This is a genomic window from Paenibacillus sp. Soil750 (assembly GCF_001428045.1).
Taxonomy (GTDB): Bacteria; Bacillota; Bacilli; order Paenibacillales; family NBRC-103111; genus Paenibacillus_E; species Paenibacillus_E allorhizoplanae.
Window position 1 is genome coordinate 390,434 of sequence record NZ_LMSD01000012.1, and the last position, 26,183, is coordinate 416,616.

Sequence of the window (26,183 nt, forward strand, 5' to 3'; positions counted from 1 at the left end):
CATAAAGAACGGAAAAGTATTTGCTCGGAAGACCAAACAAATACTTTCCATATTGCACGTTGGCAGCTATTTTCGATTACTAGAAACGATCACACCTGAACCCTTTTTATAACGTTCGTTTGCTTCTTTAAGGATCTCGTTCCCGCCTTTGCTCTTGTATTCTTCAATGACTTTCGGCCAGTCTGATATCGGCTCTTTGCCATAGATCATTTTGATCATATGGTCAATGATCTGTTTAGGACCTACATCATCTCCGATTGGCGCCAAATCAGGATATCTGGAGAAGGATTCAAGCCCTGGTACAAAACGAACCGCTCCTAGACCTTCTTTGGAAACAACGGTATCCAAATATTGAATCATATCTCGACCTTCAGGCGTCAACTCTTCTCTTGCCTTATTGTATTTAGCATCATGGACGAACCAGAACATGCCTCGGAATCCGTCCTCATCGATCTCTTCTGGTTTGGTTGGCGGCGTAAACTTCACTTTGCCATTCTCCATGGTGTACGTTTCGCCTTCAATGCCGAAAGAGAAATATTTCTCAGCTTCCGGTGTCGTCATCCATTCAAAGAATTGAATGATTTTTATCGCTTTATCCTTCGATACCTTACTATTCAAGTAGTAGGATGTGTTAATACTTGAATACAGCATGTGACCTCCCCAATTCTCAGGTCCACGTGGAGATGCAATAATGTCAATTTGAGCTGTCGGAACTGCCGTTTTCACTTTATTGCGATAATTGGATAGACCCGCCGCGTTGGCGGACCACATCCCGACTTTGCCGGCATCTATGTTTTTCCCATAGTCCGTAGAGGAAATGGATGCAAAATCCTTTGGAATTAATCCTTCATCGAACATGGCTTTGTACGCTTGAAGCGCTTTCGACATATTGTCTACATCAAAAAATTTCGGGACCACTTGGTCTCCCTGTACTTCGAATTGGGACGGCAGGACATCATAAGCTCCCAGTATGGTATCCGCATATTTGAAGTTTTCACGCAATTGATAGGGATTTTCAACTCCAATCTTTTTAAAAGCTCGCATGACATTCAAGAACTCATCAACCGTTTTCGGCGCCGGTAAACCCGTTTGGGCTAGCAGATCAGCTCGGATGAATGTCGCACGCCTGGATGGATTGGATAACCAAGAGGGAATGCCATATATTTTTCCGTTGAAGCTCGTTTCTTGCCATGCCTCTTTCGGTACCGCTTTCATAATATTCGGTGCATATTGTTTCAATAGATCATCAAGCGGCATGAACACACCGGCTTCCACAGAACCGGACATGCCTTTTGTGGTGGCACCTCCAACATTTTGCACGACATCAGGAATATCATTAGATGAAAACATCAAGGACATTTTGGAATCAAAATCTTTGAGTGGAATCATTCGAAGGTCTAAGTCTGCTTTGGTCAATTCCTCGAGCTTCATAACCCACTTTTCTTTATTGATATCTGCTGATTTCTCGGCATATTTATTCCCAGATGTTGTTATTGACATGGAGAATTTTAACTTTTCATTAACCTTTGCAGTGTCTTCACTGCTCTTCTGTGTAACTTCACTGCTGCATCCTGAAATAACGCTAATCGCCAAGACACCGAGCCACACCTTACCCCATATTTGTTTCACATGCCCACCTCTTTTTCAAAATTTTCTCAAGTTTCACTTGGTTATTCCCATCTTAATCTTCCAAATAACCAAAGGACATGTATTTTTTTACAATTAACTTGTGTTTCTTTTGAAAATGGCTAGTTGATGTGCGTAAAGATATGCACAGGCGTACTAACGATATAACCGCGTTCATCTGTGATTTGAATAAAACACGCAGACGTATTTTCCTCTAGTAATGCTCGAATTTCATTTGGACCACATGCGATGTGTGCTTCCTTCGTAAGCCATTCAAAATCAAACCAATCTGATATCTCTGTCGCATATCGCAGCTCTGCCTTCACAATGGGCAGCTCTGACCTAAATTCGACTACTACTTCTCCCTCGTTCACTTCTTCACGTAGAATCTGTGGCAGTGCGCGACCACCCTTCGTTATGTGATCCGCAAAGGCATATATCTCAGTAGGTTTCCATCCCGCTGCATGCGAGTGTCTCAGTCCAAAATGAATGCTAAGGCTGGAATTCATGTTTCCATTACGCGATGCTTGATACGATTTGCTAAATAAGTGAAGCGGAAAATGAGGATCATGGCTCCAATTCACCCATAGCATGGGAATCGTAATGCGATCGAAATAAGCCGAAGGATCCCACAATTGCTTAATCTGATGAGCATACGCTGGCGGCATTTGCTGAAAACTTTGTCCGTACTTATTGCTAGCCTCGAACAAATAACCGCATCCATAGACGGGAATAGCAAAAGAGAACCGTTCATCCACACCTGCAACAATACCGGTCACGATTCCTCCCCATGAAATTCCATGCAAACCAATTTGATCGCTAGCCACATTTTCAAAAGTGCGCAGAAATGAATGTGCCAGGATGACATTCGCAACGGCGTGGAACATCCACTGGTCCTCCACAGGGCTTGCATAATCCGCGAATTCGCCCTGCCGAGAAGGTCCGCTCCAGTCATGTTCTGGCCACAAACCATCCTTATTCTTGGCTGTTGGGAGATGCCCCTCCAGATCCATGGCGATAGCTGCATACCCTCGATCGTTCCACAGCTTAACCCATTCTTTGAAAGCAGTCCCCCCGCCTCCATGTACGAGGACTACACCTGGCACCTTATCTCCCAATGCAGTATCAGGTATCCCGTAATAGGCAAATACACGTGTTTGCTTGCCTTGGTAAGGCAACGCCTCATACATCATGGCTTTGATCTGATCATTATCCATTTCAGGAATGGATACAACATGTGCCGCTTGATACAGTGATTCGAGGTTCCATGGCAGAGGCGGATGATTGATGTTGCTATTTTGGCTTTCTTTTCCCATAGCTTATGACCACTCTCCCTCGCATTATCGTGCGCAAATCCTAAAGCTGCAAAAAATAAATACACACTATATAACTTTATTGAAATTATATCCCTGTACAAAACCTTCAACAATCAAAGAATATTTATGATAGTATAACAATATTAATGTGCGGAATGAGGTTGATGACAATGAAGCACTTTTTCTGGCATGTCCTGACCGATATTGACTTTCAATTACCTCTTTATCTGGTCTCGACGGGCTACTGGGTGAATCAGCCACCCGTAGTGAGAAAGGATGGCTACAAGTCTTTTCAATGGATTCAATGCTTTGATGGGCAAGGCATACTTGAAATCGAAGGAAAATCACTAACGATCTCCAGAGGACAGGGGATGTTACTATACCCAGGGGTCCCTCACCGGTATTATCCCGTAGTGGAGCCATGGACGGTACAATGGGTTGAATTCAATGGCGATTTCGCTGGGCGACTTCTACAATCCTTACAATTTAACAACTCTATGCTCCTCTTCATGACGAAGCCTGATCTCGTCGAGGCCAGAATCAATGAAATCAATCATGTATACAGTATCCGAAATCAGATCTCTAGCTATGATGGCTCCCATCTGCTGTATGGCTTGCTTATGGATTTATTCCGATATACGTCCACAGCAGATACTCGCTCTAATCAGGAGCAGTTGGAGCAATTAAAACCCGTTATCGACTATATACAACAGCATTACGCTCAGCCCCTCACACTTCGGCATTTGGCCAATCAATTGGGTGTTACACCGCAATATACGTGTGTTTTATTTCAACAAACGTTAGGCACAAGGCCTTTCGCCTACATCAATCAGTATCGTATTCATAAAGCCAAAGAATTTCTTCAATTATATCCTGATCTCGAAATTAGCCACATTTCTAAGAAAGTTGGCTTTGACAGTCCAAGCTATTTTATTAAGTTGTTTAAAAAAAGTGAAGGCATTACGCCAAATCATTTCCGAAACGTGTACAAAACAACATGAAAAGGCTGTATCTCTGTAATAGATCTACGAGAGATACAGCCTTACTACTTTACTGTTGGTTAATTTCGGCCAATATTCGTTCCGCTAGGAGTTCCTGCGCCGATTAAATCACTGCCGGTGGCAAGCTTCAGGAAATTGCCTAAATTCGGAGACCCATCGGCATTCCGTGTGAGCGTTGGCGTTAAACTTACGAAGTCTGCATCACTCGCTAGGAGACCTGCAGCATTGGTACTCTTCCCGCTTTTCCACCAAACATTCGAGCTAGCTACATCCGTTCCGCTCGTCTTATCACTCGAAGTTCCTTTGTAAGACAAGTTATTCGTGAACGTATGTGTACCGGTGTCAAAAGTAAAATTGCCTTCACCATTACTAAATGATGTATTATTCGTCAGCGTAATGGAGCCAGGATTGCTGTTGAAGGTGAATCCGTGTTTCTTATTAAGATAAGCCACGGAGTTCGTAACGATATGGTTAACTGCTATTTGTTCCCCACCTAATTTATACCCATTACCGTCGCTGCTGCTTGTCGAGTTCCCAGATGATGTTTGACCATTATGATGGGCTACGCTGTTCTTAATTGTGATCGGATCAATCGGTCCCGTATCTGATTTGGTATACAAATCCCAACCATCATCCGTATTGTAAGATGAAATACAACCATCAAACACATTGCCAGGTCCTGTAGTCAGTTTAGCAGCGAACCCATCCGCATCTTCCCCGTTATCGGGATCGAAATTGTCGTGTGAGTACACGTTCACAATGTTATTGTTTGCTGGCCATTCACTGCGAGTTGCTGTTGAGGCATAGCGACCAAGCTGAACGCCCGTATCCCGATTATCGTGGACATCCAAATTCTCCAAACGATTGTTATTGCCTGCTACATATACACCATTATCGGCGGCTCCCTTAATCTCGAGCCCCTTAATCGTCCAGTAACTGCCATTCACTTGCAATCCTCTTGCATTCAGGGATACATCTGCTAGATTATAGCTCTGTGAAGAGAAATCCAAGACTGGCTTCTCGGTTCCATATGGCATGATTTGCTTGATTGCGCTTGCGGTACCATTATTCGCACGATCAATTGTAATTTGACTGTTGTAACTATACGTGCCACCACGTAAATAAATGACACCGCCGGGAGCTACCTTCGTAAGCGCCGAACTCAGTGTTGTTGGGCTTGTCAATGTCCCAGGGTTGCTTACAGAGCCATTTGGATCCACATAGACCGCGCCTGCCGTTGGAGGAGGTGTAGGTGACGGACTTGGTGGCACTGATGGTGATGGCGACGGTGACGGCGATTGCGTCGGCGACGGTGTCGATGTTGAACCAGCGCTATCGGAAACGAGGATATCATCAAAGCTTACCGCCGCTTTGTAGCCAACTAAACCAATGCCACCCGAGCTTAGGCTCGTGTCTGTTGCTGTAAGCTGTAAGGTCCCGTTCACATACATACGAATTGTCGATCCAGCTAGTTCTAGCTTGACTGTATACCAAGTTCCTACTGCAAGTGGATAATCTAATGTTGCCAATGTCGTTGTGGAACCGCTTACTTTTTTGCGAATTTCTAGCTTCCCTCCGTTACTGTTATACAAGGATGCCGCATAGAAGTTATTTCCATCTTGATAGCGCCCCGCTAGATACGCTCGATTGGATCCATTCCAATTATCAATTTTGACTTTGGATTCAACCGCATAATCCGTCCAGGACGCAGTACCGGCTGAAGCTCGACCTTCACTTGAGCTTGTTTGACGATACACATAAGAGCCATTATCTTGAACGACCGTCCAAGTACCATTCTGCGTGGTCCAGCCGTTTGCATTCCCATCATCAAAGTTATCGCTGAGTAGATTTGCTGCGAAGACAGAAGGGATGACCAACACGCCAGCAATCAGTGAGGATGTTATTAGTGCCGTAAGGGTATGTGTAGGTTTAAGCTTTTTCATTATTGAATTTCCTCCTTCAAGTAATTTCTTGCTTAATGAACACGTTAACATTTACTTCATACTGCCACGTTATAGTGATGCTAAGCCGCTAACTAGACACCCCCTCATCCCTATTTCTCCCGGCTTCAAAGAGGAACTAGCCTGTATCCTGTATCCAAGTCACTATCCGACTATATCCAGTGATTACCAGGTGCGGCAATAATCATTTTTACATAAATTAACTTTTCATTGTAAACATAGGTCTCTTTAACCAGGAATAATCACTACCTCAGTTGATAATCATTTGGTTAGTTTTGAAGTTTGAGAGCTGCTATGAAGGTGCGTTCTCGTTAGGTTTTATATAGCCCTTCGTCACCGCGAGTACAAAGGATTGCATCTCTAATTCAGATTCTTTCAACTCCTAACGGACATGAAAATCGCTATTTGGATTGGAAAGAGTCTTCCCTGATTCTAACGGACACGACTGCGGTTATTTGCACCTGAAAGCACGAAATAAGCAAAATTCTAGTGAATAGCGGCGTTTGTGTCCGTTAGAATTTGAAAACCACTGATTTGGAGCAAATAAGGTATGTTGTGTCCGTTAACCAGCTTCAATTCCTAGACCGCTCATCCAATTGTACAAATCGATTCCCTACTACGAACCTCAACAAACAGACAAACAAACGAACAAACAAACGAACAAAAACCGTTCCACTGCATCGCTTCAATAAGCGCTATGCAATAAAACGGCTCGCGTGCTTCACTCGGTCGATCTCCATTCACAAGGTGAACATTCATCCAGCTCCAAGTTCGAATATACAGCTGTTTTCCTTTTTTCAAAAAAGTTATACTTAATCCAATGAATCCCCTTAAAGGAGTGATCCATCCTTGCAGTATGAACGCCTGCCCCTATCTTCCGGGTACATGATCCAAGAGAAATTCGCCCATTTCACTGACCATGAATTACACATGCACGATGCACTCGAGGTCAGCATAGCGTTGGACCAAGGGATGAAATACAAGATCGGAGAAGCCTGCTATTACGCGGGTCCTGGGGATATCTTTCTGCTCCGTCCCTTTGAGCCGCATTGGAATCTAACCCAAGAAGAGGGACAGCCTAGTCGCTGGATCATGCTGCTTTTCTCTCCCTCCTTTGTCAGCTTCATACCCCGAGGTTCCAGCTTGCTTACACCTTTTTATATGACGAATACGTCACCCCTCATTCCTGCGGATTCGGTCCACGCACAAGCGGTGCAAAGATTGGCCATTGAAGCCCTCGAGGAAGCAAAGCAAGCACTTCCCGGCTGGGAACTTCAACAGCAAACTTTGATGATCCAAATGCTTGTTCACATGCAGAGGTACTATATGATGCATAACCGCGATCAACTGCAAGAGGATTCCTCCGCGCACGGCATTATCCAGGCAATCGAATATCTCATGGCGCATTGGGCAGAGGACATAGATATGGACATTGTGATTGAACAATCGCTCATCAAGAAAACGTGGTTTTATACCAAATTCAGAGAAGTGACGGGCTTAACTCCGAATGAATTTATCGTTCGGTTACGGCTTCAATATGCCGGTCATATGCTTCAATCGACAGCGAAGTCCATTACGGACATCGCCCTAACTTGTGGCTTCGGGTCAGCGAGTTATTTCAATAAAGTGTTTAAAGAGTTCCACCATTTGACGCCAAGGGACTACCGTAAGCGTTGACCCCTTACCGTTCCCAACTCCACCTAAAGTTGGTATCCTGACAGCTGTATGCGGTCTTCCAACAACTTGCCCGTCTTCGCGTAACGGCAGTTCGCCGCTCCAACTTGGAAAGCGTAGGCTCGTCTTGGCTTATCCGTAAGGTTCATTTTACTATGATGGAGCGTTTCGCGATGAAAAAACACGGCATCCCCCGGTGCCATCGGGTTGCATGGCGTTCCATTGGCCGGCTCAGCAGCTCGCCTATGCCCCTCCTCTGTATTTAAATTCGGTTGCCGACCCAGTAGATGGGAGCCAGGCGCGAGCCAAAGCCCCGCATTTTCCTGCGTGATCGGATCAAGCGCAATAAAACCGTTCAGCATATGACCAAGAATGTGCGTATATTGATTATCCTGATGCCACTCGAGTCCCTTCCCCTGCGGATCCACAACAGCGTACATCCCCATCCAGAGCCTGACGTCATCGCCCAAAATCCGTTCAAACACACGAACGACATCCTGATTCGTCAGAAAGCGTGTAGTTTCAGGATACATAGCTTTTTCTTTGGCGATATCGATAATCGCATGACTTTTCCATTGCCCGTCGCCTAACGTATTCGCAAACACGGCATTCTCATTGTTAATCGCATCCACGGTCTCCGCAGTTATAAATCCTGGTGCATAGAAATATCCCTCCCGATAAAACTGATTGATCATTTCCTCTGTTAACTGAAAGTTCGTAACTCTTGACATCGCGACTGCCTCCTTAAGATCCCTTGATAACTTCCCTTTCATCGTACTGAATTCAGCGAGAATTTTCTTGCAGTGTGAATAGCTAAAATTAGCAATTTTGTTCAGTAGCGGGATGTTCCATGGCTCATGAGAAAGAGAAACTGCCGCAGATTAGTGATCTGCGGCAGTTCAATTGAAATAGGTTGAAGCGCTCTGTTGGAATAGATGGATAAAGTACAACTATTTTCGCGTTTTCTTCCTTCTTTTATGAATTAACTGGAAAACATACAACTAAAATTAAGATTTCTTAGCAATTGTAGCCGAAACATGAAAAATAGATGGAGCTTTTCCAGTTCTAATAGCATTTGGGTCAAATCGAGTTGAAATAACTGGATATTTTCCATTTATTTATGAACAACTGTTCGTTCAGCTTGTTTAATCTAAGAATAAGTCTAGAGCTACCTTTACATTTCACTTGTGATCATCATCATTTCAAACCAGTCAAATAGTCCTCAGCCAGCATAGCGAACAACACGTGATCCTCACGTACGCCGTTAATTTCCAACAACTTGCGAGCCAGTCCCTCTTGCTTGAATCCCGCTTTTTCCAACACACGCATCGAGCCCAGATTGCGCGGCATAACACCTGCTTCTACACGCAGTAGGCCTGCTTCCTCAAAAGCGAATTTCATGATAAGTTGAATCGCTTCTGTCATGTATCCTTTTCCATTGTGCGTCTGATCCATACTGTAACCGAGAATACATTTCTGATGCGGCCCACGTTGTACCTCAAAAAGCGAAATATCACCAATGAGTTGATCCGTTTCCCTTAGAAAAATGCCGAAAGCGTATCGTTTATCTTCTTCCTTTTGTTTGATACTGTTTTCGATACTTTTCGCTTGTACTTCTCTTGTATAAAAAGATTCATTGCGCTTAGGACATACGCCCTCGAATAATTCACGATTACGCAGCATGAGATCCAGCATATCATCTGTGTCGTCTACACCCAGAAACCGGATATAGACTCTTCCATTATTGTCATTCATGAATACCATCATCCTTTATCAAGAAGTCCTGTTATTATACGTCGGAATGAAGAATGGTTCAAATGACACTATTTTTATTTATTAAAATAGAGCTGCAATTGGTTAGCAAGCACATCATCCGAAAGTGGATTTCGGTGTGTGTTTTCCAAGTAAATATATTTCTCTGTTTCTGGCATGAGGTATTCTTTGTACCAGTGGAAAAAGTCTGGACTATCCCCCTGCATGCGCAGGAATCGGCGCAGTGTATCTACATTATTAACGGTACTCGCGATGTTGGTTAGCCAATCGGCACGATAGAAATTCGCCCACTTGCCGTGCTCGGCCAAGCGAAGTGCTTGTAAACCTTTGTTATAGCACCACATGGATTGAGAAGCAAAAACGAAGGCTTGCGCGTACAGATCATTACGTGCCGCAGCATAAGAACGGCAGAGCCAAATCAATCCTTCCGAACCCGTCTGGTGAATGACGCCCGGCAACCACAAATGGTCAAGAACTCGCTGCTTGTCCTCACCATCCAACTTGCTGAGCAGCTCCTCACATTCCTTAACCCATTTAGACCAAGAAGCATGCCCCTCTTCAGCTCGCTGCTCGAACCATTGTATTTGCTCAGCGAAACTTACTTCTCCCGTCGCCCACAGCAACCCGCGGTCCGCTTCACTTGTGCGGCCTTGCAGCCAATGCCCGATTAATCTTCTCGCAGGATGATGATAAAACTCGTCTCCTGCCAAATCATCACCATGAGGCCCATAAGCAATGGAGGCATCTGTATAGGTGCGATACAAATTAGAAATTTCTTCCTGGTGGCTAGCAAAATAGCGATGAACAAACGCCTTCAAGTGCGTCTCAATATCCATCGTTCCTTGAACCCACAGCTTACGAATAATATCAAGCATATACACATGCTGACGAATATTCCCGCAATTGAGCAGGAGATAATCGGTACATCCCGCTTCAAAAGCGCTCTCCACTTCCTCCTTCACAAAGGCAGCCGAACCTTGAAACATCGTCAAATGATTCGATGCTTGAAGATCATGGAAGGTAACGTGGTAATAGATACCATGCTGACCACCATCATCCGCAGCAGGTAACGCTGGCATCCGCATATTCAAATTGCCGTGCCGGCGCGAAACCATTTTGCCATACCCATTATCGGCCCAAATTTTGATCACATCGTGAGGCAATTCGATATAACCGCCTTTGTATAGCTCGGCAATTTCTCCGTATAAAGCTACACAATAGACGGGGTTATCAACAGCTTCCTTAATCATCTCGTATTGGCGATAAATAACGCGGGAAATCATTTCCCCACGCTTTGTTGGTGTATCAAAGGATGGATCATTCTCCCAGAAAGGCTTATCCCCCTGACCTCTGAAGGAGAGCACCCACAGGATGTTTTGATCCTTTTGCTTCTCAATGGCTTCCAGCCATAACTTTTCAAATGATTCAGGGGCCTCTTTATAGCTGGCTGATCTCCCTGTATATGCTCTGAGGAACATTTCTGCGCCCAAAGGCTCCGCATGGTGATGGGTAATCCACAACCCCATTTCTGCTGCTAACTCCAAATGAATGCCTGTCTTCGGTAGATCCGTCCCCGGAATCACCATATTTCCACCGCAGCGAAGCAGCGCCTCAAAAACAGGTAACCATACTTCGCGTGATGGCGGGTAAGCTTCTTTCCAACCGATGAGGCAGACCTCATCATTAACGAACCACCCTCTAAATCTAACTTTAGCAACAGGTGAGTAATACGGTTCACAATTCAAATCGATCGAAGTCCGTGTCTGTATCGACTGATCCATCCAGAACCAGAATGGATGAATCCCTAACACCGTCTCGCTCACATGCAAGATACCGTAAACGAACCCCAAGTCATCATTCGCAACGATATGCAACTGCGTCTTCTCACCTTCGTGTGTAAAACGAAGTGCGAATGCTTCTAGATGCACCGCACAGTGATCGCTCTCCCGTGCATAGCGAATGACAAGCTCTGCCTGCACCGGATCGTTGACAGTAACTGCTTCAGCGCCAAGCACAGTCCTGTAATCTCTTATAAACATTTCTAAAGCATGATGAACAGAAGAAGCTAATCGATCAGGTAAACATATTGATATCCTTCCCTCTAGTCGCATACTTGCATGGCTCTTACCCTCTGAACTCATCCCTACACCCCTATCGAAAGAAAAAATCATGACGCGTCCTAAGAAGCGACAACGCCATGATTCAATACAATCTATTATTTTTTAACTGCTGTATCATACTCTTTGGCTTTTTTCATCAATTCTTCATAAGCTTGATCAGCTGTTGCTTTGTCGAACATGACTTTCTCTACGATTGTTTTGTAGTCTTTCTTGAAGTTACCCCATCCTTGCGGTTCAGCGACGAATTTCTGTGCTGCTGGTCCTACTTTGTTAATAAAATCAACGGATGTTTTGTCAGACGCGCTGAAATTTGGTGCTAGTGTCGTTACGATTTTCGCATTTCCTGGAATACCACGTGTTAATGATAATGTTTTCCCTGCTTCTTGGTCGTTAATGAACCAATCAACGAATTTCTTCGCTTCATCTTGTTGCTTGGAGCCTGCGTTCACACTCCAGAACATGCCCGGTTTCAACCAACCACCCGTTTGTCCTGCTTTCGGAAGTGTTGTAAATCCAAAAGCGTCTGGCTTAAGACCATTGATAGCACCCACTTGATTGGAGAAAATGTGACGAGCAAGCGCTGTTCCATTGACCACACTATCCATTTTCGGATCAAGTTCTTTGTCTGTGACCGTAATATCAGCAGGTGTAACGATGCCAGCTTTACGCATTTCAGTTTGCTTATTCATGTATGTAATCCATGTATCTTTATCGATGGATAGCTTGTTATCTGTAAAAGACTGCCCTTTGCCTTGGCTAAGCTGATAAGCTGTATAGTCAACTAAATCTGAGCTTTGATCAACGAACACGTATTTATCTTTCCCTAGCTTGGCTTTGGCATCTAGACCGAATTTATAATAATCATCCCAAGTCCAGTCCCATGCTGGTGCCTTTAAACCTAATTTTTCGATCACCGTTTTATCGTAAGCCATGCCAAGTGCGGCAGTTCCTAACGGCATTGCGAAGAGCTTGCCATTCACTTTGCCTGATTCGATAAGTGCTTTATCCATATCTGCAACATTAATGCTTGCAAGATCAGCAACCAAATTACGTCCAACATACTCATTCAAGTAAGCAGCGTCCATTTGGATAATATCAGGGGCATTTTTCGCTGCGAACTGAACGCCGAGCTTATCGAAGTAGCCATCCCAACCCGAGAATTCGCTTTCAAAAGTAACATTCGGATGTAAGGCTGTATACTGCGTAAGTGCCTTCTGTGTCGCATCATGACGTTCTTGTGCACCCCACCAAGCAATACGAAGTTTAACAGGCGAAGCAGGTTCCGCCTTTGGTGTTGCAGCTGCTGCCGCTGATGGTTGAACCGAAGCTTTCGCTGGAGCTTCCTCTGTTTTGGATCCACAAGCTGATACGGATGCCATGACAACAAGTGATAGTGCAGCAGTCATTAATTTTTTCTTCATTGTATAATTACCCCTCTCGCATATGTCGATCTCACACACTTATCGTATCGCTGAAAGCCTGAACGGTATAGGAGAGGATCGAACTGATTTCTTTCAGTTTTTGAAACAAGTGGGGAGAAAATCTACTTTTTCAGCAAATCACTCGGGTTAATTCCGCAATATTTCTTGAAAAGCGTGCTGAAATATGGCACATTTTGATATCCAACCTGTTCAGAGACTTCATAAATCAACAAATTCCCTTCTAAGAGAAGAGCCTTCGCTTTCTCAAGTCTGACACGAATAACATAGTTCATAAAGGTTTCTCCTGTCACCTTTTTAAATAACTGATTCAAATAATTTTTCGAGATAAATAACTGTCCCGCCAACTCATCCATCGTAATGTCTTTCGCATAATGCTCATGAATGTACCCAAGCATGAAATCGACTGCCCCTTTATGCTTCTGGTTAATGCTTGGCTGTCGCTTGAGTCCTATGCTCTTCACCTTCGATTGCAGGAAGCTCTCCACATCCGCACGATGAATAATCGTATCGGTTGACGTAACCAACTCATTCTCATCCGCAGGGGTGATCGACATGTCAGCTTGCTGCGCTGCATATTGCAGCAGCGTCCAAATTTCCGTAGCTAAGACGCGATAGAATAGCTTGGGGTCTCCACCTTTGGCCGACGCCTCTTGCCGATTAATGAACCGCTGAATATGCGACCATAATTCTTCTTCACTGCTTTCCTGCAAAGACTGGGAAAGATAACGAACCAGATCCACCGCACCTTGTCCTTGTTCAAATGCTTGCAACGATTCGAAAGCAACGTCTGCCGACTTTTTCAAATCTTCCCATTTACTTATGCGTTCACCTAGGGCAGCTTTCACCGTTAAGCCCAAATAACGCAGCATACTGCTTGTTAATGTCTCCATGAAACGTGCAGATCTTTCAAGAGATTGCTCATCTGCTTCGTCCCGAGGAATATGTAGTACAAGTGCTGAATACGGTCCGAATAGCCAAATGAACGCTGATTCTGGCCATTCCTGCTGTGTCAACTCCTTCGTGATATTGGACATGGCGAAGCGAAATAAATGCCAATCTGCCACCGAGATATCGGTAATCCGGTCTGTTTTCACCAGTTCAAGCACCACTACCTGCTGATCATAGTTTGTCCAGTACACTTCGACTGTGGGCAGCTTCATGTCAGCCGCATTAGGCTGAAGAGTACCATTAAGCAGAGCTGCAAGCTGCTCATCTGCCATTTGTTTCTCATAGTTTTGAACAAAACGAACAAGCCGCTTTTTCTCCATTTTTTCCAGATAAAAATCTTCTAATTGTCCAATCGTCCGAAACAAGACTTCACGAATCTGTTCAATCGTGATTGGTTTATTCAAATAATCGTCGACATCAAGTCGAATCGCTTGCCTTGCATACTCAAAATCGGTATAACCGCTATGAATAATAAATCTGCCCTGGAAGCCTTCCCCCCGCAGTTTCTCGATCATTTCAATCCCGCTAATGCCAGGCATATATAAATCCGTAATGACGATATCGGGCTCTACTTCACGGATTAACTCTAGTCCACTTTCTCCGTCAATCGCCTCTCCCGCGAATTCAGCATCCAGCTCGGCCCAAGGTATGATATGTCGTAAACCTCGTAAAACCTGAAAATCATCATCCACTATGGCTATTTTCCACATGCTCATGTACTCCCTTATGATATGAATATGGTTAATCATCTGATAGAGGGAATCGGATGTTAACTTGAACGCCGCCTTGCTCCCGGTTACTCAGTTGTAAACTATATTGATTGCCGAATAAGGCATCCAGTCTTTCCTTCACATTACGAAGTCCATAGCCTCCGCGCTTCCTAGGCTTGTTCTGCCAGTTATCACTGAGCCCTTTGCCATTATTTGTAATGGTTACATATAAGCTGTTCTCATCTCGATAAATGTCTATTCCTATCTCGGCCTCGGAAGCGCCATGAAAGCCATGCATAAAAGCATTTTCTACGAACGGCTGCAGAAATATCTTCGGCATCAGTGAGGTCTTACAGTTCTCATTCACTTTAATTAGATACGACATTTTATCTTCCCAACGCACCTGCTGAAATTTCAAATAGTGTTCAATATGCGCGACTTCCTCTGTTACAGCCACAAGACTATTCGTATTAGATAGCGCTAAGCGAAACATACTCGCTACTTGCGCTAGCATAGAGCTGATCTTATTCTGCCCCGCCTCAATCGCCGTCCAGTTAATCTGATCAAGCGTATTATATAGAAAATGAGGATTGATCATCATTTGCAACGATTTCAGCTCTGCTGCCCGCTGCTGCACATGCTGCTCCCGCAGAGATTCATAGAGGTCCTCTATTCGTTGTGTTAACTTACGATACCCTTGAAATAATTTACCAAACTCATTCTTATAGTCGGTAGGTAAACCTTGGTTCTCCCCTGGTGAATACTGCCCCATGGCTCGAATCAATTGATTCATCGGTCTCATGAATCGGCGGGATAAGAATAGGGTAAGCAGCAGCACGAGCACTATCGAGGTAGCCCCGAGAAGAAGGAAGAGTTTCGCCATGTTTTTACTGCCTTTGGTCATTTCATTCCAAGAGCTTGCCTCGAAGAGTGTCCACTGAGAATCTGGTGATTTGGCCCACACGAAGAAATCATCCTCCACCCGTAAGGAACCGCTTGGCTTATCCATCTCCCCCTTCAATGTGAGTGTCGCTTGCTGCAATTTGCTGCTGTTGCCAGCATGCGTTATCAACCTGCCTGCTGCATCAAGTAACGCCATATTGGTCGTATCGTCTTCCGTTGAAATCAGATGTCGAATGCTCGATACTTTAATATTAAAAACCATTAAACTGTAATACTGATTGCTATTATTGATGACCTTTCGGGCGAAGCTTATTACTGATTCTTCACGTCCATTGGTCATAATTTTGTGCTCGCCAAGCCAAGCGCTATCCGTTTCTAGAATACTCGGATACCATGCTTCCTTATCTAATTGTGACATCTGGAAAAACGTAACAGGACCTTGGGTATCCGATGTAAAGGGGTAATCCGAATACACATGGATCGATTGCAGAATCGGTGTGCCGAAGACAAGATAGTTCAATTGACTCTGCAGATCCGTCTCGATTTGAAGGCGCTCATAAGCGTCCTTATCTCGTAATCGGCCGTAAAGGAGATCAACATTCTTGGCAGAGGTACCCGAGGTCTGCTCAATACCAATTAAGCTTGTGCTCATTTTTTTGCTCAATTCATTCAGCAAGCGTTGCTGATAAAAGGAAGTATTGGAAGCAATTTCGCTCGAAGTCCCCGAATAACTAACGGCAATAACAATGCCGATCAACATAGCAATAATGACGGCTGAGCTGAAAAAATAAACCGCGATAATGCGATACGTTTTGAATGGATTTTGCAGCATATGTCTGCCCTCCGTATGTTTCAAACTAAGCTCTTATGCAAAGAAAGCCGCAGCAAATGCAGCAGCTTTCCTAGTCATTCCTAAGCTTATCCTTTTAAAGCACCCGAAGCAATACCTTCGACGAAATGCTTCTGAGCTATGAAGAAAATGATCACGGCAGGCATAACAGACACTAAAGACATGGCTAACATTTGCCCCCACGGCACCGTTCCCGCAGAATCAATGAACAGCTTCAATGCTAAGTTAACCGTGTATTTATCGACGGAATTGATATACAATAATTGACCAAAGAAATCATCCCAGTTCCAAAGGAAACAATAAATAGCGACAGTAACCAGCGCAGGCTTGGTCAATGGAATTATGATGCGCCAGTAAATACCGAACCATGAACATCCATCTATTTTCGCAGACTCATCCAACTCTTTCGGTATGGAACGAATAAATTGCACAAGCAAATAGATGAAGAAGGGGCCTCCCACGCCACCTGCGAGCAAATGAGGGACATAGAACGGTAAATACGTATTTATCCAATCAAATTTACTGAATAACACATACTGAGGTACGATCGTTACTTGTGTCGGAAGCATTAACGTCACAAGCAGAATGCCGAACCACATCTTACGAAGCGGGAAATCCAGGCGAGCAAAAGCAAAGGCAACAAGGGAACAAGATACGATACTTGTGAATAGTACGCCAATAATTAACTGAAAATTATTGATATAAAATACACTGAAGTCATAATTAGGAACCGACACCCAGCCTTCGGTGTAGTTAGCCCATCGGAATGTATCGGGAAATAAATTCGGTGAGCGCATCTCATCATTCGTTTTGAGCGAAGCTCCTAGCCACCAGAAAACGGGATACATCATAATGATACTTGAAATTAGTAATAAAAGATGGGTCAAACCTTGGCGTCTTGCCATCATTTCCCCTTCCCTCCTTGCGTCTCATAGTAAACCCAGTATTTAGAGGTTGCGAAAATAAGCGCTGTTACCGCTGCAATAATGACTAGTAGAATCCAAGCTAGCGCGGAGGCATAGCCCATTTGAAACTTCGAGAAAGCTCGCTCATACAAATACATGACGTATACATAGGTTGAGTTCACAGGTCCCCCATTGGTGATGATAAATGCCTGTGTAAACATCTGGAAAGAATTAATCGTTGATTGCACAAAGTTGAACAAAATGATCGGAGACAACATCGGCAGCGTGATCGTGAAAAATTGACGTACCTTGCTAGCGCCATCTACGGAGGAAGCTTCATACAAATCCATTGGAATTTGTTTAAGTCCTGCAAGGAAAATAATCATCGCCGATCCAAATTGCCACGCAATGAGAAGTACTAGTGTCCCTAAAGCAGTGTCAGGGTCTGCAATCCACGACTTACCTTGAATCCCTACAAGCGCTAAGGCTTGGTTAATAAAACCGTCTTTGCTGAAAATATTTTTCCATAGAATCGACACTGCGATACTCGTCCCGATCAATGATGGGAAGTAGATCATCGTCCGATAGAAGGAGATCCCTCTGATTTTCTTATTCAGCAGCATCGCCACCAACAGAGCAGTTACGAGCTTTAGTGGTACGGAGAATACGACGAATAGCAAGGTTACCTTGATGGACTCGCGGAAGGTATCATCTTCCATCACGATATGCTTGTAGTTCTGTGCCCCAAGCCAATGTGGCGCATCCAGCAAGGAGTAATCCGTAAACGAGTAATACAAGGACATCAATATTGGCCCTAGTGTTAACAGGAAAAAACCAATCAGCCATGGGGATAAAAAGAGGTATCCGGCCAAGGGAGATTCCCATCGGCTCAGAAACGGGATTTTCTTTTTCTTCGGTTTTGCAAGCAAACGGTCTGTTTGCAGCACGGTGCTTTCCATTAATCATTCCACTCCCTGTTCAAAGCGCTACGTGATTCGCTTGTTATCTTATAGTTTTATTATAAAAGGCATCACATATTAGTTACATTGCGCATCGAATGAAGTTCTTTCACTATTTCACAGTAAAAAAAAGAAGACCCAGAGCACTGTCGCTCTGGGTCTTACCTATATACGATTTACTTATTCACTACAATACGATGAATCAGAACGGCCGCTTGTGCGCGGGAGAGGTCCTGCTTCGGATGAATGCCTGTTTCATCACCTTGAACAAAGCCTTCGGCGGTAAGGGCTGCAATGCTACCTTTGGCGTAGTCAGAAATGTCGGAAGCATCTTTATAGTCTAGTTTTGCCTCTATTGAACTTGGACGACTAGGCAGCTGCTTACTTACTTGAAGCGCCCTTGCGGTCAGTACCATCGTATCCTCACGTGTGATCTGTTTACTCGGTTCAAAAAGGTTATTTCCAGTACCCGTTGTAATGCCATATGCCTTAGCATTGGTAAGCGCATTGAAATAATAGTTACTGCTTTCAACATCCGTGAAGGCATCCGCTGTACGCGCTGGTAGATCCAATGCTCGCATCAATAGAACAATGAAATCTGCTCGTGTAATGCTGCTTTGTGGGTCGAACTCGTGTACATTTCTGCCTTCAATAACTCCCTTGGCTGCAAGTGTTTTAATCGACGCTTGAGCCCAGTTCACTGAAGCTAGATCAGTGAAAGTCGGACTCTTATACATAATTGCATACTGACTAAAATGTTTAGTTGTAAAGATGGCTTGACCTGACTGGACGTCATAATGCCCATTCGGTACAGGTATCATCTGTCCTTGTGGATCGATATAAAATACGACGATATGATCCAGATTCTGCTTTTCTTGTTCTGATGGTAAATAAGGAATCTGAATTGTGACTGGTGCTTCAGGATTATGCCATGCAATCGACTGTCCATTCGCAAACAGTTGTACGTCGTAAACAGGATGATTGTCAATCGAGTTAGCTTTCGTTAAGCGAATTTCCACCATGTCACCTACATTGTCGAGACCTTTGAGCATTTGATCAGAGATTACAATAGTGCCCAACTCCGATTGAAGCTTAAGTTCAAATGCATGCTCGTTCGCCTTCAACAGATCTGCTGGGAGCAGCAGGCCAAATTGATCTATAGACGGGTTGGATTTCAAGTTAACAACGATCACCTTTTGGCCATTTGGATCATTTGGTGTTGATTGAATAGCACTTGCTAAGTTAGCCCTCGAAATCATAGCAGTTCCTTGGTCGTTCGACTCTAGCAAAAGTTGGGACGGGTCTTTCGTCGTATTCTGTCCGGTGTCTGGCTTCGTCACAGGATCTGGATCAGGTGTTGGTGTCGGATCTGGATCTGGCGTTGGATCAGGTGTTGGATCTACAATCACTTCTCGTTTGATCTCAAACGCATGCTCTGAAGCCGTTGCTTGAAATAGATCTCCCCGACCATTCGTTAAATCAGATTTCGTTAATCTGACTACTGTTTCACCAGAGGAAACTAAATCTTTAACCTTCCAATTTACAACGAAGAGATCGGTATCAGGCGGGATAGCTTGATTGACATCCGCCATCAACACCTTTATCGTAAGTGATCCCTCAGTTGTTTGATCACCCTGAATAATTTGCAATTGCGATGAGCTTGGAAGTGTAGATATCCACTGCAGTTTTGTCCAATCGAAGTCGACGATGAGGTCAACCGAATACACGGCCGAGTACACACTGCTTGACACATTGTTAATTTGGAACGAAGATTGCATCGATTGTCCCGTTTTCGCTTCTGCGGCGCCTGTTAAAGATGCTATTACTCCGTGTGCTTGTAAGGACAATGGGTTCACCAATGTAGTCTGTCCAACCGTCACAGTGACATTGTCCAACGCCGCTTCATCATAGCCTGCTTTTTGTGCTGTGATCGTATATTCTGTATCAGGCACCACGTCAGAGAAGGTAAATGTACCAGAAGCATCTGTTATCGTAGTTCTTGACTCGCCAAGCTTAGTAAGCGTCACATGAGCACCATATACGATATGGTTGCTTTGATCCATGACAGTTCCTGCTATTTGACCATAAGGACTATTTGCCCTGTTGACGGTAATCTCGTATGTTTTGTTAGCAGTTCCATCAGGTGAGACTACGTAAACCACAACACTATTTTGTCCTTCCAATAAAGGAATTGCATCTGAAGTTGCACCACTTAACACCGTTTTTCCATTGATCGTGATATCCGCTTGGCTGTTGCCTGCTGTCGGAACGAGTGTGATGTCATGAATATCATAGGGTACATTGACTTGATATAGCGTTATGTTCGGATCAAAATCAGGTGATAATGTACCACCATTCACAAGTAGACCTTGTAAAGATGCATCGACTTGAGCAGAGATCCGATGAATTGAAACCGTATTTACGACCGTTGTCAAATTATCTTCTGCTGTTACAACAACGGGAATGTTTGTGTCATCTCCAGTTAAAGTAATGGAATCAGAACTATTTCCACTTCCCACAGGTACGCCGTTTACAAGAATTGATTTTACATTCGGACTGCTAGCGATAGGTGTCAGATTCACATGCTCCACATTACTTGGCACTTGTATCGCGTAATGTGTTTCATCCGAACGTGTTAATGTTCCTGCATCACTGGATAACTCTGCAAGTGTTGCATCTGTTTTTGAGTAACCAATCCCTTGCGTAACTCGGATATTATCGACATAAACACTGCCATAATTGGAGCTATTCGCATAGAAATCGATCTTCTTAATATCCGCCATTGCGATTCGGTATGCGGCATGGTCTACTATCTTTTGACCATCGATGTATAGATCGAAACTTTGTGCAGCCATGTCGATCACCATACGCATGTTATACCATTGGCCTACAACATACTTCATAAAATCAGTCGACGTTGTACCTTTATATCCTTTCATCGTGCCTTTATCAAAAGCAAAGCTAATGCCAGGGTTCGTTAGATTCGTACTGCCATACACATAGGGCAAGCTGATCCAGTTATTCCCACTGACATACGTGTCTTTTCGTTTCAAATCGGCTTCAATGGTGACAATCCCCGTTAGTGGTGTAGCAAATGTTTGAGACAGACTCGTGCTTTCCGAGTTGCTGCTTCTCGTTAAGAGAACACTTTTATCTGACACACTAGGGACCTCAGCGACCTCAACACTTCCGCCACTGGTGCTGATTGTTAAATTATTCCCCGAGCTCAATGCTCCTGTTGAAAGACTATTAAATGTATGATTGTAAAGCACTTGCGGTTGTTTGCTCGATAGCAGGACTTTGCCAATATCCGTAAGACTCTCTGGTGTAATGGTGACATTCCCTTTGGACACGGTAAAGTAGCCTGCTTTCGAGAGCATAATTGTGTAATTCTCACCGATCGGCACCTGGCCTAATTGCAAAGTTCCCGTACTATCGGTTGTTCCGCTAACAATTTCCTCACCTTCATACATAACTTTGGCAGAAACTCCCTCAAGAGCGGACATCTTCTCATCCAAAATGCTTCCGCGCAGGCTGCCATAAGGACTTGTGGAGGTAATGACAATATCCAATGTCGTCATATTCGGTGGTTGAATAGCGATTGTCGAGGTCGAGGTCAAATAACCCGTTTTTTCAGCTTTAAGCTCTACCCCCGTAGCTAAAGGTACATCTGCAATCACGAAAGAGCCTTTCGCATCACTGGTTGCCGAATAATTCACCGTATTGACAACCATGGATACTTTCGCTCCAGCAACTGCTTTGCCAGAGCCATCCTTTACTTTTCCGTTCACTGATTCGGTTGTGCTGCCTGCTCCTGTGTAATATTCAAATGCCCCGATATCCGGGAGTCCGTTATACAGCGTTTTACCTGCATAATCTTTCGATCCGTTATTTGGCATCGCAATTCCGGCATTGATCATAGCTGAACCTGACTTTGAACGAAAACCCAGCGCTGAATCTAATCTAGGTCCTGTTTCGATTGTTCCCGAAGGGCCCGTCACTGTGCTAACAAATTTCGGATCTGCTTGTAAGGCCTTGGTATCACTAGTAGGAATCATTAACCCGGTACCAAAATAATTGTTATTCTCGTAGAACGTAGTTCCACTTGTAGTAATCGTCGCGCCTGCACGTGTCGTATACAGATTATTATTACGAATGTTGTAGGTAGCGTCTAAGGATGTGCCATATCCATAGATCAAATAATTACTTTTATCATTATAGATCGTATTGTTATACACTTCAGCTATCGCCTTCTTATCCGAATGCAGATAAATGGGATATCTGGTGTTGCTTTTAATCACATTATTACGAATCACAGTATCGCCGAATACAAATTGGCAAATGAGAATGCCATCCCCATTATCATGAATATAGTTATATTGAATGACAATCTTCGTAGTCCCTTTATCTGGATCAATCCCATTGGAATCGGCTCCGCCCGCTTTTTGCGTGGTCTCATAAACCTCATTGTGCTGCACGACGATATCATCTGCATAGTACATTTCAATCCCTGATGTTCCTGCTTTATAGACGACATTATTTTCAACAAGTCCGCCTCTTATATCCGTCAAATACATCGCATTACAGCCATATGCCGTATCTTTTTGCGTTATATAATTGTCTCTAATAATAATATTGGTATGCGGTGTGAATTTCGGATCGGTTCCATTGGCACGTTCGCCCCAGCCCGTCGATACGGCAATGGTATTCCCATCCGCATCCTTCCCATCCCCTGTGTATTGCTTAAAAGTAATACCCGCAAAAGAAGTATTCGTAATTGTGGATTGTTCCACGACTACATCATTTATAACAGTCGCTTGACTCGGGGGACTAAATATATTCGGCACTGCCGTGTCGAATACGATGCCTCCTGTTTTTTTGGAGCCGTCCCAGCCTGTCTTGAAGCGAATACCCGGTTGCGGTGGAACTGGCTGTGTACCGCTAATCCAGTTGATTTGCCCTGTTACATCATGAACATCGACAGCTACGATACGGAAATAGTCCAATGTTGTACTATTATCACCAGAGATATGAATGCCTCTGTAATCACCAAGGTTCTCGCCTGGTGTTGCCGTTGCTGGCTTAGCGTTGGATACATCTAAATGATGAATCTCCCAATACTCCTGATTGAATAAACGAACCGCATCTTCTACCAAGCCTTTCCCTTGAATAATAGGCTTATTCCCACTGCCATATTGATCAAGGATGATTGGCATACCTGGACTACCTGAGCCCTTAGGCCATAACTGACCTTCCCAAACTTCACCTGACTTCAGCAAAATCTGATCCCCAGGTTGAAACGTGGTAGCGTTTACTTTTTCTAACGTTTGCCATGCTGAGTTTTCACTCGTACCTGTATGCGAATCATTACCTCCTGTCGCATCTACATAGTAGGTCATCCCCGTGACGGGTGATGCCTGAACGCGTGATACAGGAAGAAGAGAACTTACAATTCCAAACACGAGTACAATGGCGAGGATCAAGGATGACCATTTCAATCTTTTTGGCTGAAGCAACATGTGTGACCTCCTCTTAATTTCAATATGCCATATTATACGATCGATTTTCCGCTCAAAACCAGTAGGTAAATGAATGATTCTCTTTCACTATTCAAGCATTCCGCTTCACTTCGCACCAAAAATCCCAAATCGCCGTCTCCGGCAATTCGGGATTTAACAATACAAATCGTTATGGTGTATATACTTTTACATTGTCTACGTTCGTTGTACCCGTTTGTGAGTTATCCCCATAGAATTCAATCTTGGAAACATTAGAAACAGCTGCTCGCATCGTTGCCTGGGATAGCTTCAACGTGCCATTCACATAGAAATCAAATTTATCGGTATTCGTATCTAGAACAACTTTGAAATCATACCAAGTGTTCGCCGTGAAGGCTTGAATGGTCGTCCAAGTCCCGTTAACATTCGCTTTGATATTCCCTGTATCCATAGCGATTGATTCAGCAACGACGCCTGTGCTGTCATAGAGGTACGGCAAGCACCACCATGACGTTGTTTCACTTCGTTTAACTCTGGCCTCAATAGTAATTGTACCACTTGTTGCTCCAAACGATTTGGACATAGAGGTTTTGGCCGATGCTGTCGGCTTGCTAAGCTGTACGCTCTTATCGGTTGCACTTGGTACGGCTTGCACGGTAATGGCATTCGGACTGGTGCCGTTGGCAATGGTCCAACCTGTTGGGGCACTGCCAGTAGTCACCGCATCGAATGTATCATTTACCAAGTAAGTAGGTCCCGTAGTGCCTCCCGTAATCTGCGTTTCATCAGCACCAATATCTGCTGCGCCTGTGTATAACGTATCCCCCCAGAAATCAAATCCACCATTGGATGTAATCGTAACTCCTTGATTAATGATCGGCGAGCTCGTTTGAATCTTATAGCCCCCTAATGTGCTCATTGCAGGTCCACTCGTTTCAGTACCCGTTCCGCCAGTCCCTGGGCTGACTAATTTCGGATCGCCTGTTCTCGGATTCGCATCTCCCGCTGGAATGGTAAGTCCAGTCCCATAATAACTATTCGTATTGTAGGCAATGCCTCCGCCAGTCGTTAGTACAGCTGAACTCTGTGTTGAATCCAGAATGTTATTTCTTATATTATAGCTAGCATTAATATAGGACCCATAGCCATAAATCAAATACGTGCTATTCGTATTATAGATCGTATTATTATAAATTTGCGAGGTCGCAGCCGAATCGGAATGGAGATAAATTTGATATCTCGAATTGCCTGTAATTACATTGTATCGGATGATCGAGTCGCCAAAGCTGAATTGACACAGCAGGATCCCATCCCCATTGCCATGAATGTAATTGTATTGGACGACCTGTTTCGTCGTACCTTTATCCGTATCGATGCCGTTGTAGTCGGCACCACCGGCTTTTTTCACCACACCATAAGTCTCGTTCTTCTGTATAACAACATCGTCCGCATAGTAGGTTTCGATACCCGAAGTCCCCGCCGCAGCAACGACATTATTCTCAATCAACCCACCCTTAACATCTGTCATATAAATACCATTACAACCATAAATCGTGTTTGCTTGGCTAATGAAGTTATTCTTAATCGTGATATTCGTAAAAGGATACCAATTCGTATCCGAAGCGGAGCTGCGAACACCCCAACCTACCGAAACGGAGGGATTCCCATTGTTATCTTTTCCATCCCCCGTATATTGCTTGAAAATAATCCCCCCAAAAGAAGTGTCCTTAATAGAACTGTTGGAAATGACCACATCGTTGAATTTGCTCTTTATGGTTGCTGCGGCCGGCGCTAGCACGTTCGTAGACATATCAAATACAATGCCGCCAGTTCGTTTGGAGCGATCCCACCCCGTCTGGAACGTGATACCTGTTGCATTATCGGCCACATCGCCGCCAATCCAATTCACTTCTCCGCTCACATCATGAACATTTAGCCCATCTAAACGGAAGTAACTGAGCGTACCAATATCTGCACCGGTAATATGTACACCTCGAAGATCACCTACAGAACTCGTTGTTTGATTACTAATATCTAGATTGTGAATTTCCCAATACTGCTGATTGTACAAATAGACAGTAGCCTTCACCGCGCCTTGTCCTTGAAACTTTGGTTTGGCTCCTGTGCCGTACTGATCAATGATGATTGGGCTCCCTGATGTACCCGAGCCTTTCGGATATAACTGACCCACCCAGGTATTTCCGGCTTCAAATAAAATGCGATCGCCTGGCTGGAACGTTGTACTATTCACTTTCGTCAATGTTTTCCACGCAGTTGCCGTACTTGTGCCATTGTTGGAATCGCTGCCGTTGACAGCGTCGACATAGTAAGTTGTATTTGCAGCAAATACGGTTGCCGGTAGGAGCACTATCAATAATGAGAACATCATCATAATGGTTACGACGAAAGCACCTAAGCTCTTACCTTTTTTCAATAATAATCCCATGATCCTTGCCTCCTTCTAATTGTAAGCGCTTAACTTTTTATGAAAATAAAA

15 protein-coding genes and 1 pseudogene are annotated in these 26,183 nt (G+C 44.1%); 2 read left to right on the forward strand and 14 right to left on the reverse strand.

Annotated features, from left to right (window positions below; all coding sequences use genetic code 11):
- Positions 1-66: 66 nt before the first annotated feature.
- Entirely contained in the window at positions 67-1,629 is a 1,563-nt protein-coding gene (locus ASL11_RS14085) for an extracellular solute-binding protein (RefSeq protein WP_056615099.1), read from the reverse strand.
- A 119-nt stretch (positions 1,630-1,748) separates the two neighbouring features.
- Complete coding sequence (locus ASL11_RS14090) at positions 1,749-2,942, reverse strand: alpha/beta hydrolase family protein (RefSeq protein ID WP_056615101.1); 1,194 nt, start codon at positions 2,940-2,942, stop codon at positions 1,749-1,751.
- A 170-nt stretch (positions 2,943-3,112) separates the two neighbouring features.
- Here ASL11_RS14090 and ASL11_RS14095 point away from each other — a divergent pair, with 170 nt between their 5' ends.
- A complete protein-coding gene (locus ASL11_RS14095) occupies positions 3,113-3,943 on the forward strand; it encodes an AraC family transcriptional regulator (protein WP_056615102.1) in 831 nt (276 codons plus the stop codon).
- A gap of 59 nt (positions 3,944-4,002) precedes the next feature.
- Here ASL11_RS14095 and ASL11_RS37175 read toward each other — a convergent pair whose 3' ends face one another.
- On the reverse strand, positions 4,003-5,214 hold the full coding sequence (locus tag ASL11_RS37175; protein ID WP_056617040.1) for a right-handed parallel beta-helix repeat-containing protein: 1,212 nt from the start codon (positions 5,212-5,214) through the stop codon (positions 4,003-4,005).
- Positions 5,215-5,295: 81 nt separating this feature from the next.
- Positions 5,296-5,937: pseudogene (locus ASL11_RS37180) on the reverse strand (family 16 glycoside hydrolase); the annotation flags it as partial.
- Positions 5,938-6,753: 816 nt separating this feature from the next.
- Here ASL11_RS37180 and ASL11_RS14105 point away from each other — a divergent pair.
- On the forward strand, positions 6,754-7,581 hold the full coding sequence (locus tag ASL11_RS14105) for a helix-turn-helix domain-containing protein (RefSeq protein ID WP_056615105.1): 828 nt from the start codon (positions 6,754-6,756) through the stop codon (positions 7,579-7,581).
- Positions 7,582-7,604: 23 nt separating this feature from the next.
- On the opposite strand, the gene ASL11_RS14110 is transcribed toward ASL11_RS14105, so the two are convergent.
- The 10 genes from ASL11_RS14110 to ASL11_RS14155 form a co-directional block, all read right to left on the reverse strand.
- Positions 7,605-8,309, reverse strand: coding sequence for a phytanoyl-CoA dioxygenase family protein (locus tag ASL11_RS14110; protein WP_056615106.1), 705 nt, complete (start codon positions 8,307-8,309; stop codon positions 7,605-7,607).
- Between the two features lie 466 nt (positions 8,310-8,775).
- Positions 8,776-9,333, reverse strand: a complete 558-nt coding sequence (locus tag ASL11_RS14115) for a GNAT family N-acetyltransferase (protein ID WP_056615108.1) — start codon at positions 9,331-9,333, stop codon at positions 8,776-8,778.
- 74 nt (positions 9,334-9,407) lie between these two features.
- Positions 9,408-11,492, reverse strand: a complete 2,085-nt coding sequence (locus ASL11_RS14120) for a glycosyl hydrolase 115 family protein (protein WP_082595444.1) — start codon at positions 11,490-11,492, stop codon at positions 9,408-9,410.
- Positions 11,493-11,566: 74 nt separating this feature from the next.
- Positions 11,567-12,892 carry an ABC transporter substrate-binding protein gene (locus ASL11_RS14125; RefSeq protein ID WP_056615110.1) on the reverse strand — a complete coding sequence of 442 codons (1,326 nt, stop codon included), beginning with the start codon at positions 12,890-12,892 and terminating at the stop codon, positions 11,567-11,569.
- A 122-nt stretch (positions 12,893-13,014) separates the two neighbouring features.
- A complete protein-coding gene (locus ASL11_RS14130; RefSeq protein WP_056615111.1) occupies positions 13,015-14,571 on the reverse strand; it encodes a response regulator transcription factor in 1,557 nt (518 codons plus the stop codon).
- A gap of 31 nt (positions 14,572-14,602) precedes the next feature.
- The gene (locus ASL11_RS14135) at positions 14,603-16,306 is read right to left on the reverse strand and encodes a sensor histidine kinase (RefSeq protein WP_056615113.1); all 1,704 of its coding nucleotides are present in this window, start codon (positions 16,304-16,306) and stop codon (positions 14,603-14,605) included.
- Positions 16,307-16,392: 86 nt separating this feature from the next.
- Entirely contained in the window at positions 16,393-17,229 is an 837-nt protein-coding gene (locus tag ASL11_RS14140; protein ID WP_082595537.1) for a carbohydrate ABC transporter permease, read from the reverse strand.
- Positions 17,229-18,188, reverse strand: coding sequence for a carbohydrate ABC transporter permease (locus ASL11_RS14145; protein ID WP_056615117.1), 960 nt, complete (start codon positions 18,186-18,188; stop codon positions 17,229-17,231). The genes ASL11_RS14140 and ASL11_RS14145 overlap by 1 nt, the downstream gene beginning before the upstream one ends.
- Positions 18,189-18,364: 176 nt before the next feature.
- On the reverse strand, positions 18,365-23,707 hold the full coding sequence (locus ASL11_RS35430; protein WP_063795569.1) for a carboxypeptidase regulatory-like domain-containing protein: 5,343 nt from the start codon (positions 23,705-23,707) through the stop codon (positions 18,365-18,367).
- A 169-nt stretch (positions 23,708-23,876) separates the two neighbouring features.
- Positions 23,877-26,132, reverse strand: a complete 2,256-nt coding sequence (locus ASL11_RS14155) for a right-handed parallel beta-helix repeat-containing protein (RefSeq protein WP_063795570.1) — start codon at positions 26,130-26,132, stop codon at positions 23,877-23,879.
- Positions 26,133-26,183 lie beyond the last annotated feature (51 nt).

What these genes read in the sequence shown, in the direction of transcription:
- ASL11_RS14090 (WP_056615101.1), bottom strand. Translation starts at nt 2,942, where the DNA reads ATGGGAAAAGAAAGCCAAAATAGCAACATCAATCATCCGCCTCTGCCA.
- ASL11_RS14095 (WP_056615102.1), top strand. Translation starts at nt 3,113, where the DNA reads ATGAAGCACTTTTTCTGGCATGTCCTGACCGATATTGACTTTCAATTA.
- ASL11_RS14110 (WP_056615106.1), bottom strand. Translation starts at nt 8,309, where the DNA reads ATGTCAAGAGTTACGAACTTTCAGTTAACAGAGGAAATGATCAATCAG.
- ASL11_RS14115 (WP_056615108.1), bottom strand. Translation starts at nt 9,333, where the DNA reads ATGAATGACAATAATGGAAGAGTCTATATCCGGTTTCTGGGTGTAGAC.
- ASL11_RS14120 (WP_082595444.1), bottom strand. Translation starts at nt 11,492, where the DNA reads ATGAGTTCAGAGGGTAAGAGCCATGCAAGTATGCGACTAGAGGGAAGG.
- ASL11_RS14125 (WP_056615110.1), bottom strand. Translation starts at nt 12,892, where the DNA reads ATGAAGAAAAAATTAATGACTGCTGCACTATCACTTGTTGTCATGGCA.
- ASL11_RS14130 (WP_056615111.1), bottom strand. Translation starts at nt 14,571, where the DNA reads ATGTGGAAAATAGCCATAGTGGATGATGATTTTCAGGTTTTACGAGGT.
- ASL11_RS14135 (WP_056615113.1), bottom strand. Translation starts at nt 16,306, where the DNA reads ATGCTGCAAAATCCATTCAAAACGTATCGCATTATCGCGGTTTATTTT.
- ASL11_RS14140 (WP_082595537.1), bottom strand. Translation starts at nt 17,229, where the DNA reads ATGGCAAGACGCCAAGGTTTGACCCATCTTTTATTACTAATTTCAAGT.
- ASL11_RS14145 (WP_056615117.1), bottom strand. Translation starts at nt 18,188, where the DNA reads ATGGAAAGCACCGTGCTGCAAACAGACCGTTTGCTTGCAAAACCGAAG.
- ASL11_RS35430 (WP_063795569.1), bottom strand. Translation starts at nt 23,707, where the DNA reads ATGTTGCTTCAGCCAAAAAGATTGAAATGGTCATCCTTGATCCTCGCC.
- ASL11_RS14155 (WP_063795570.1), bottom strand. Translation starts at nt 26,132, where the DNA reads ATGGGATTATTATTGAAAAAAGGTAAGAGCTTAGGTGCTTTCGTCGTA.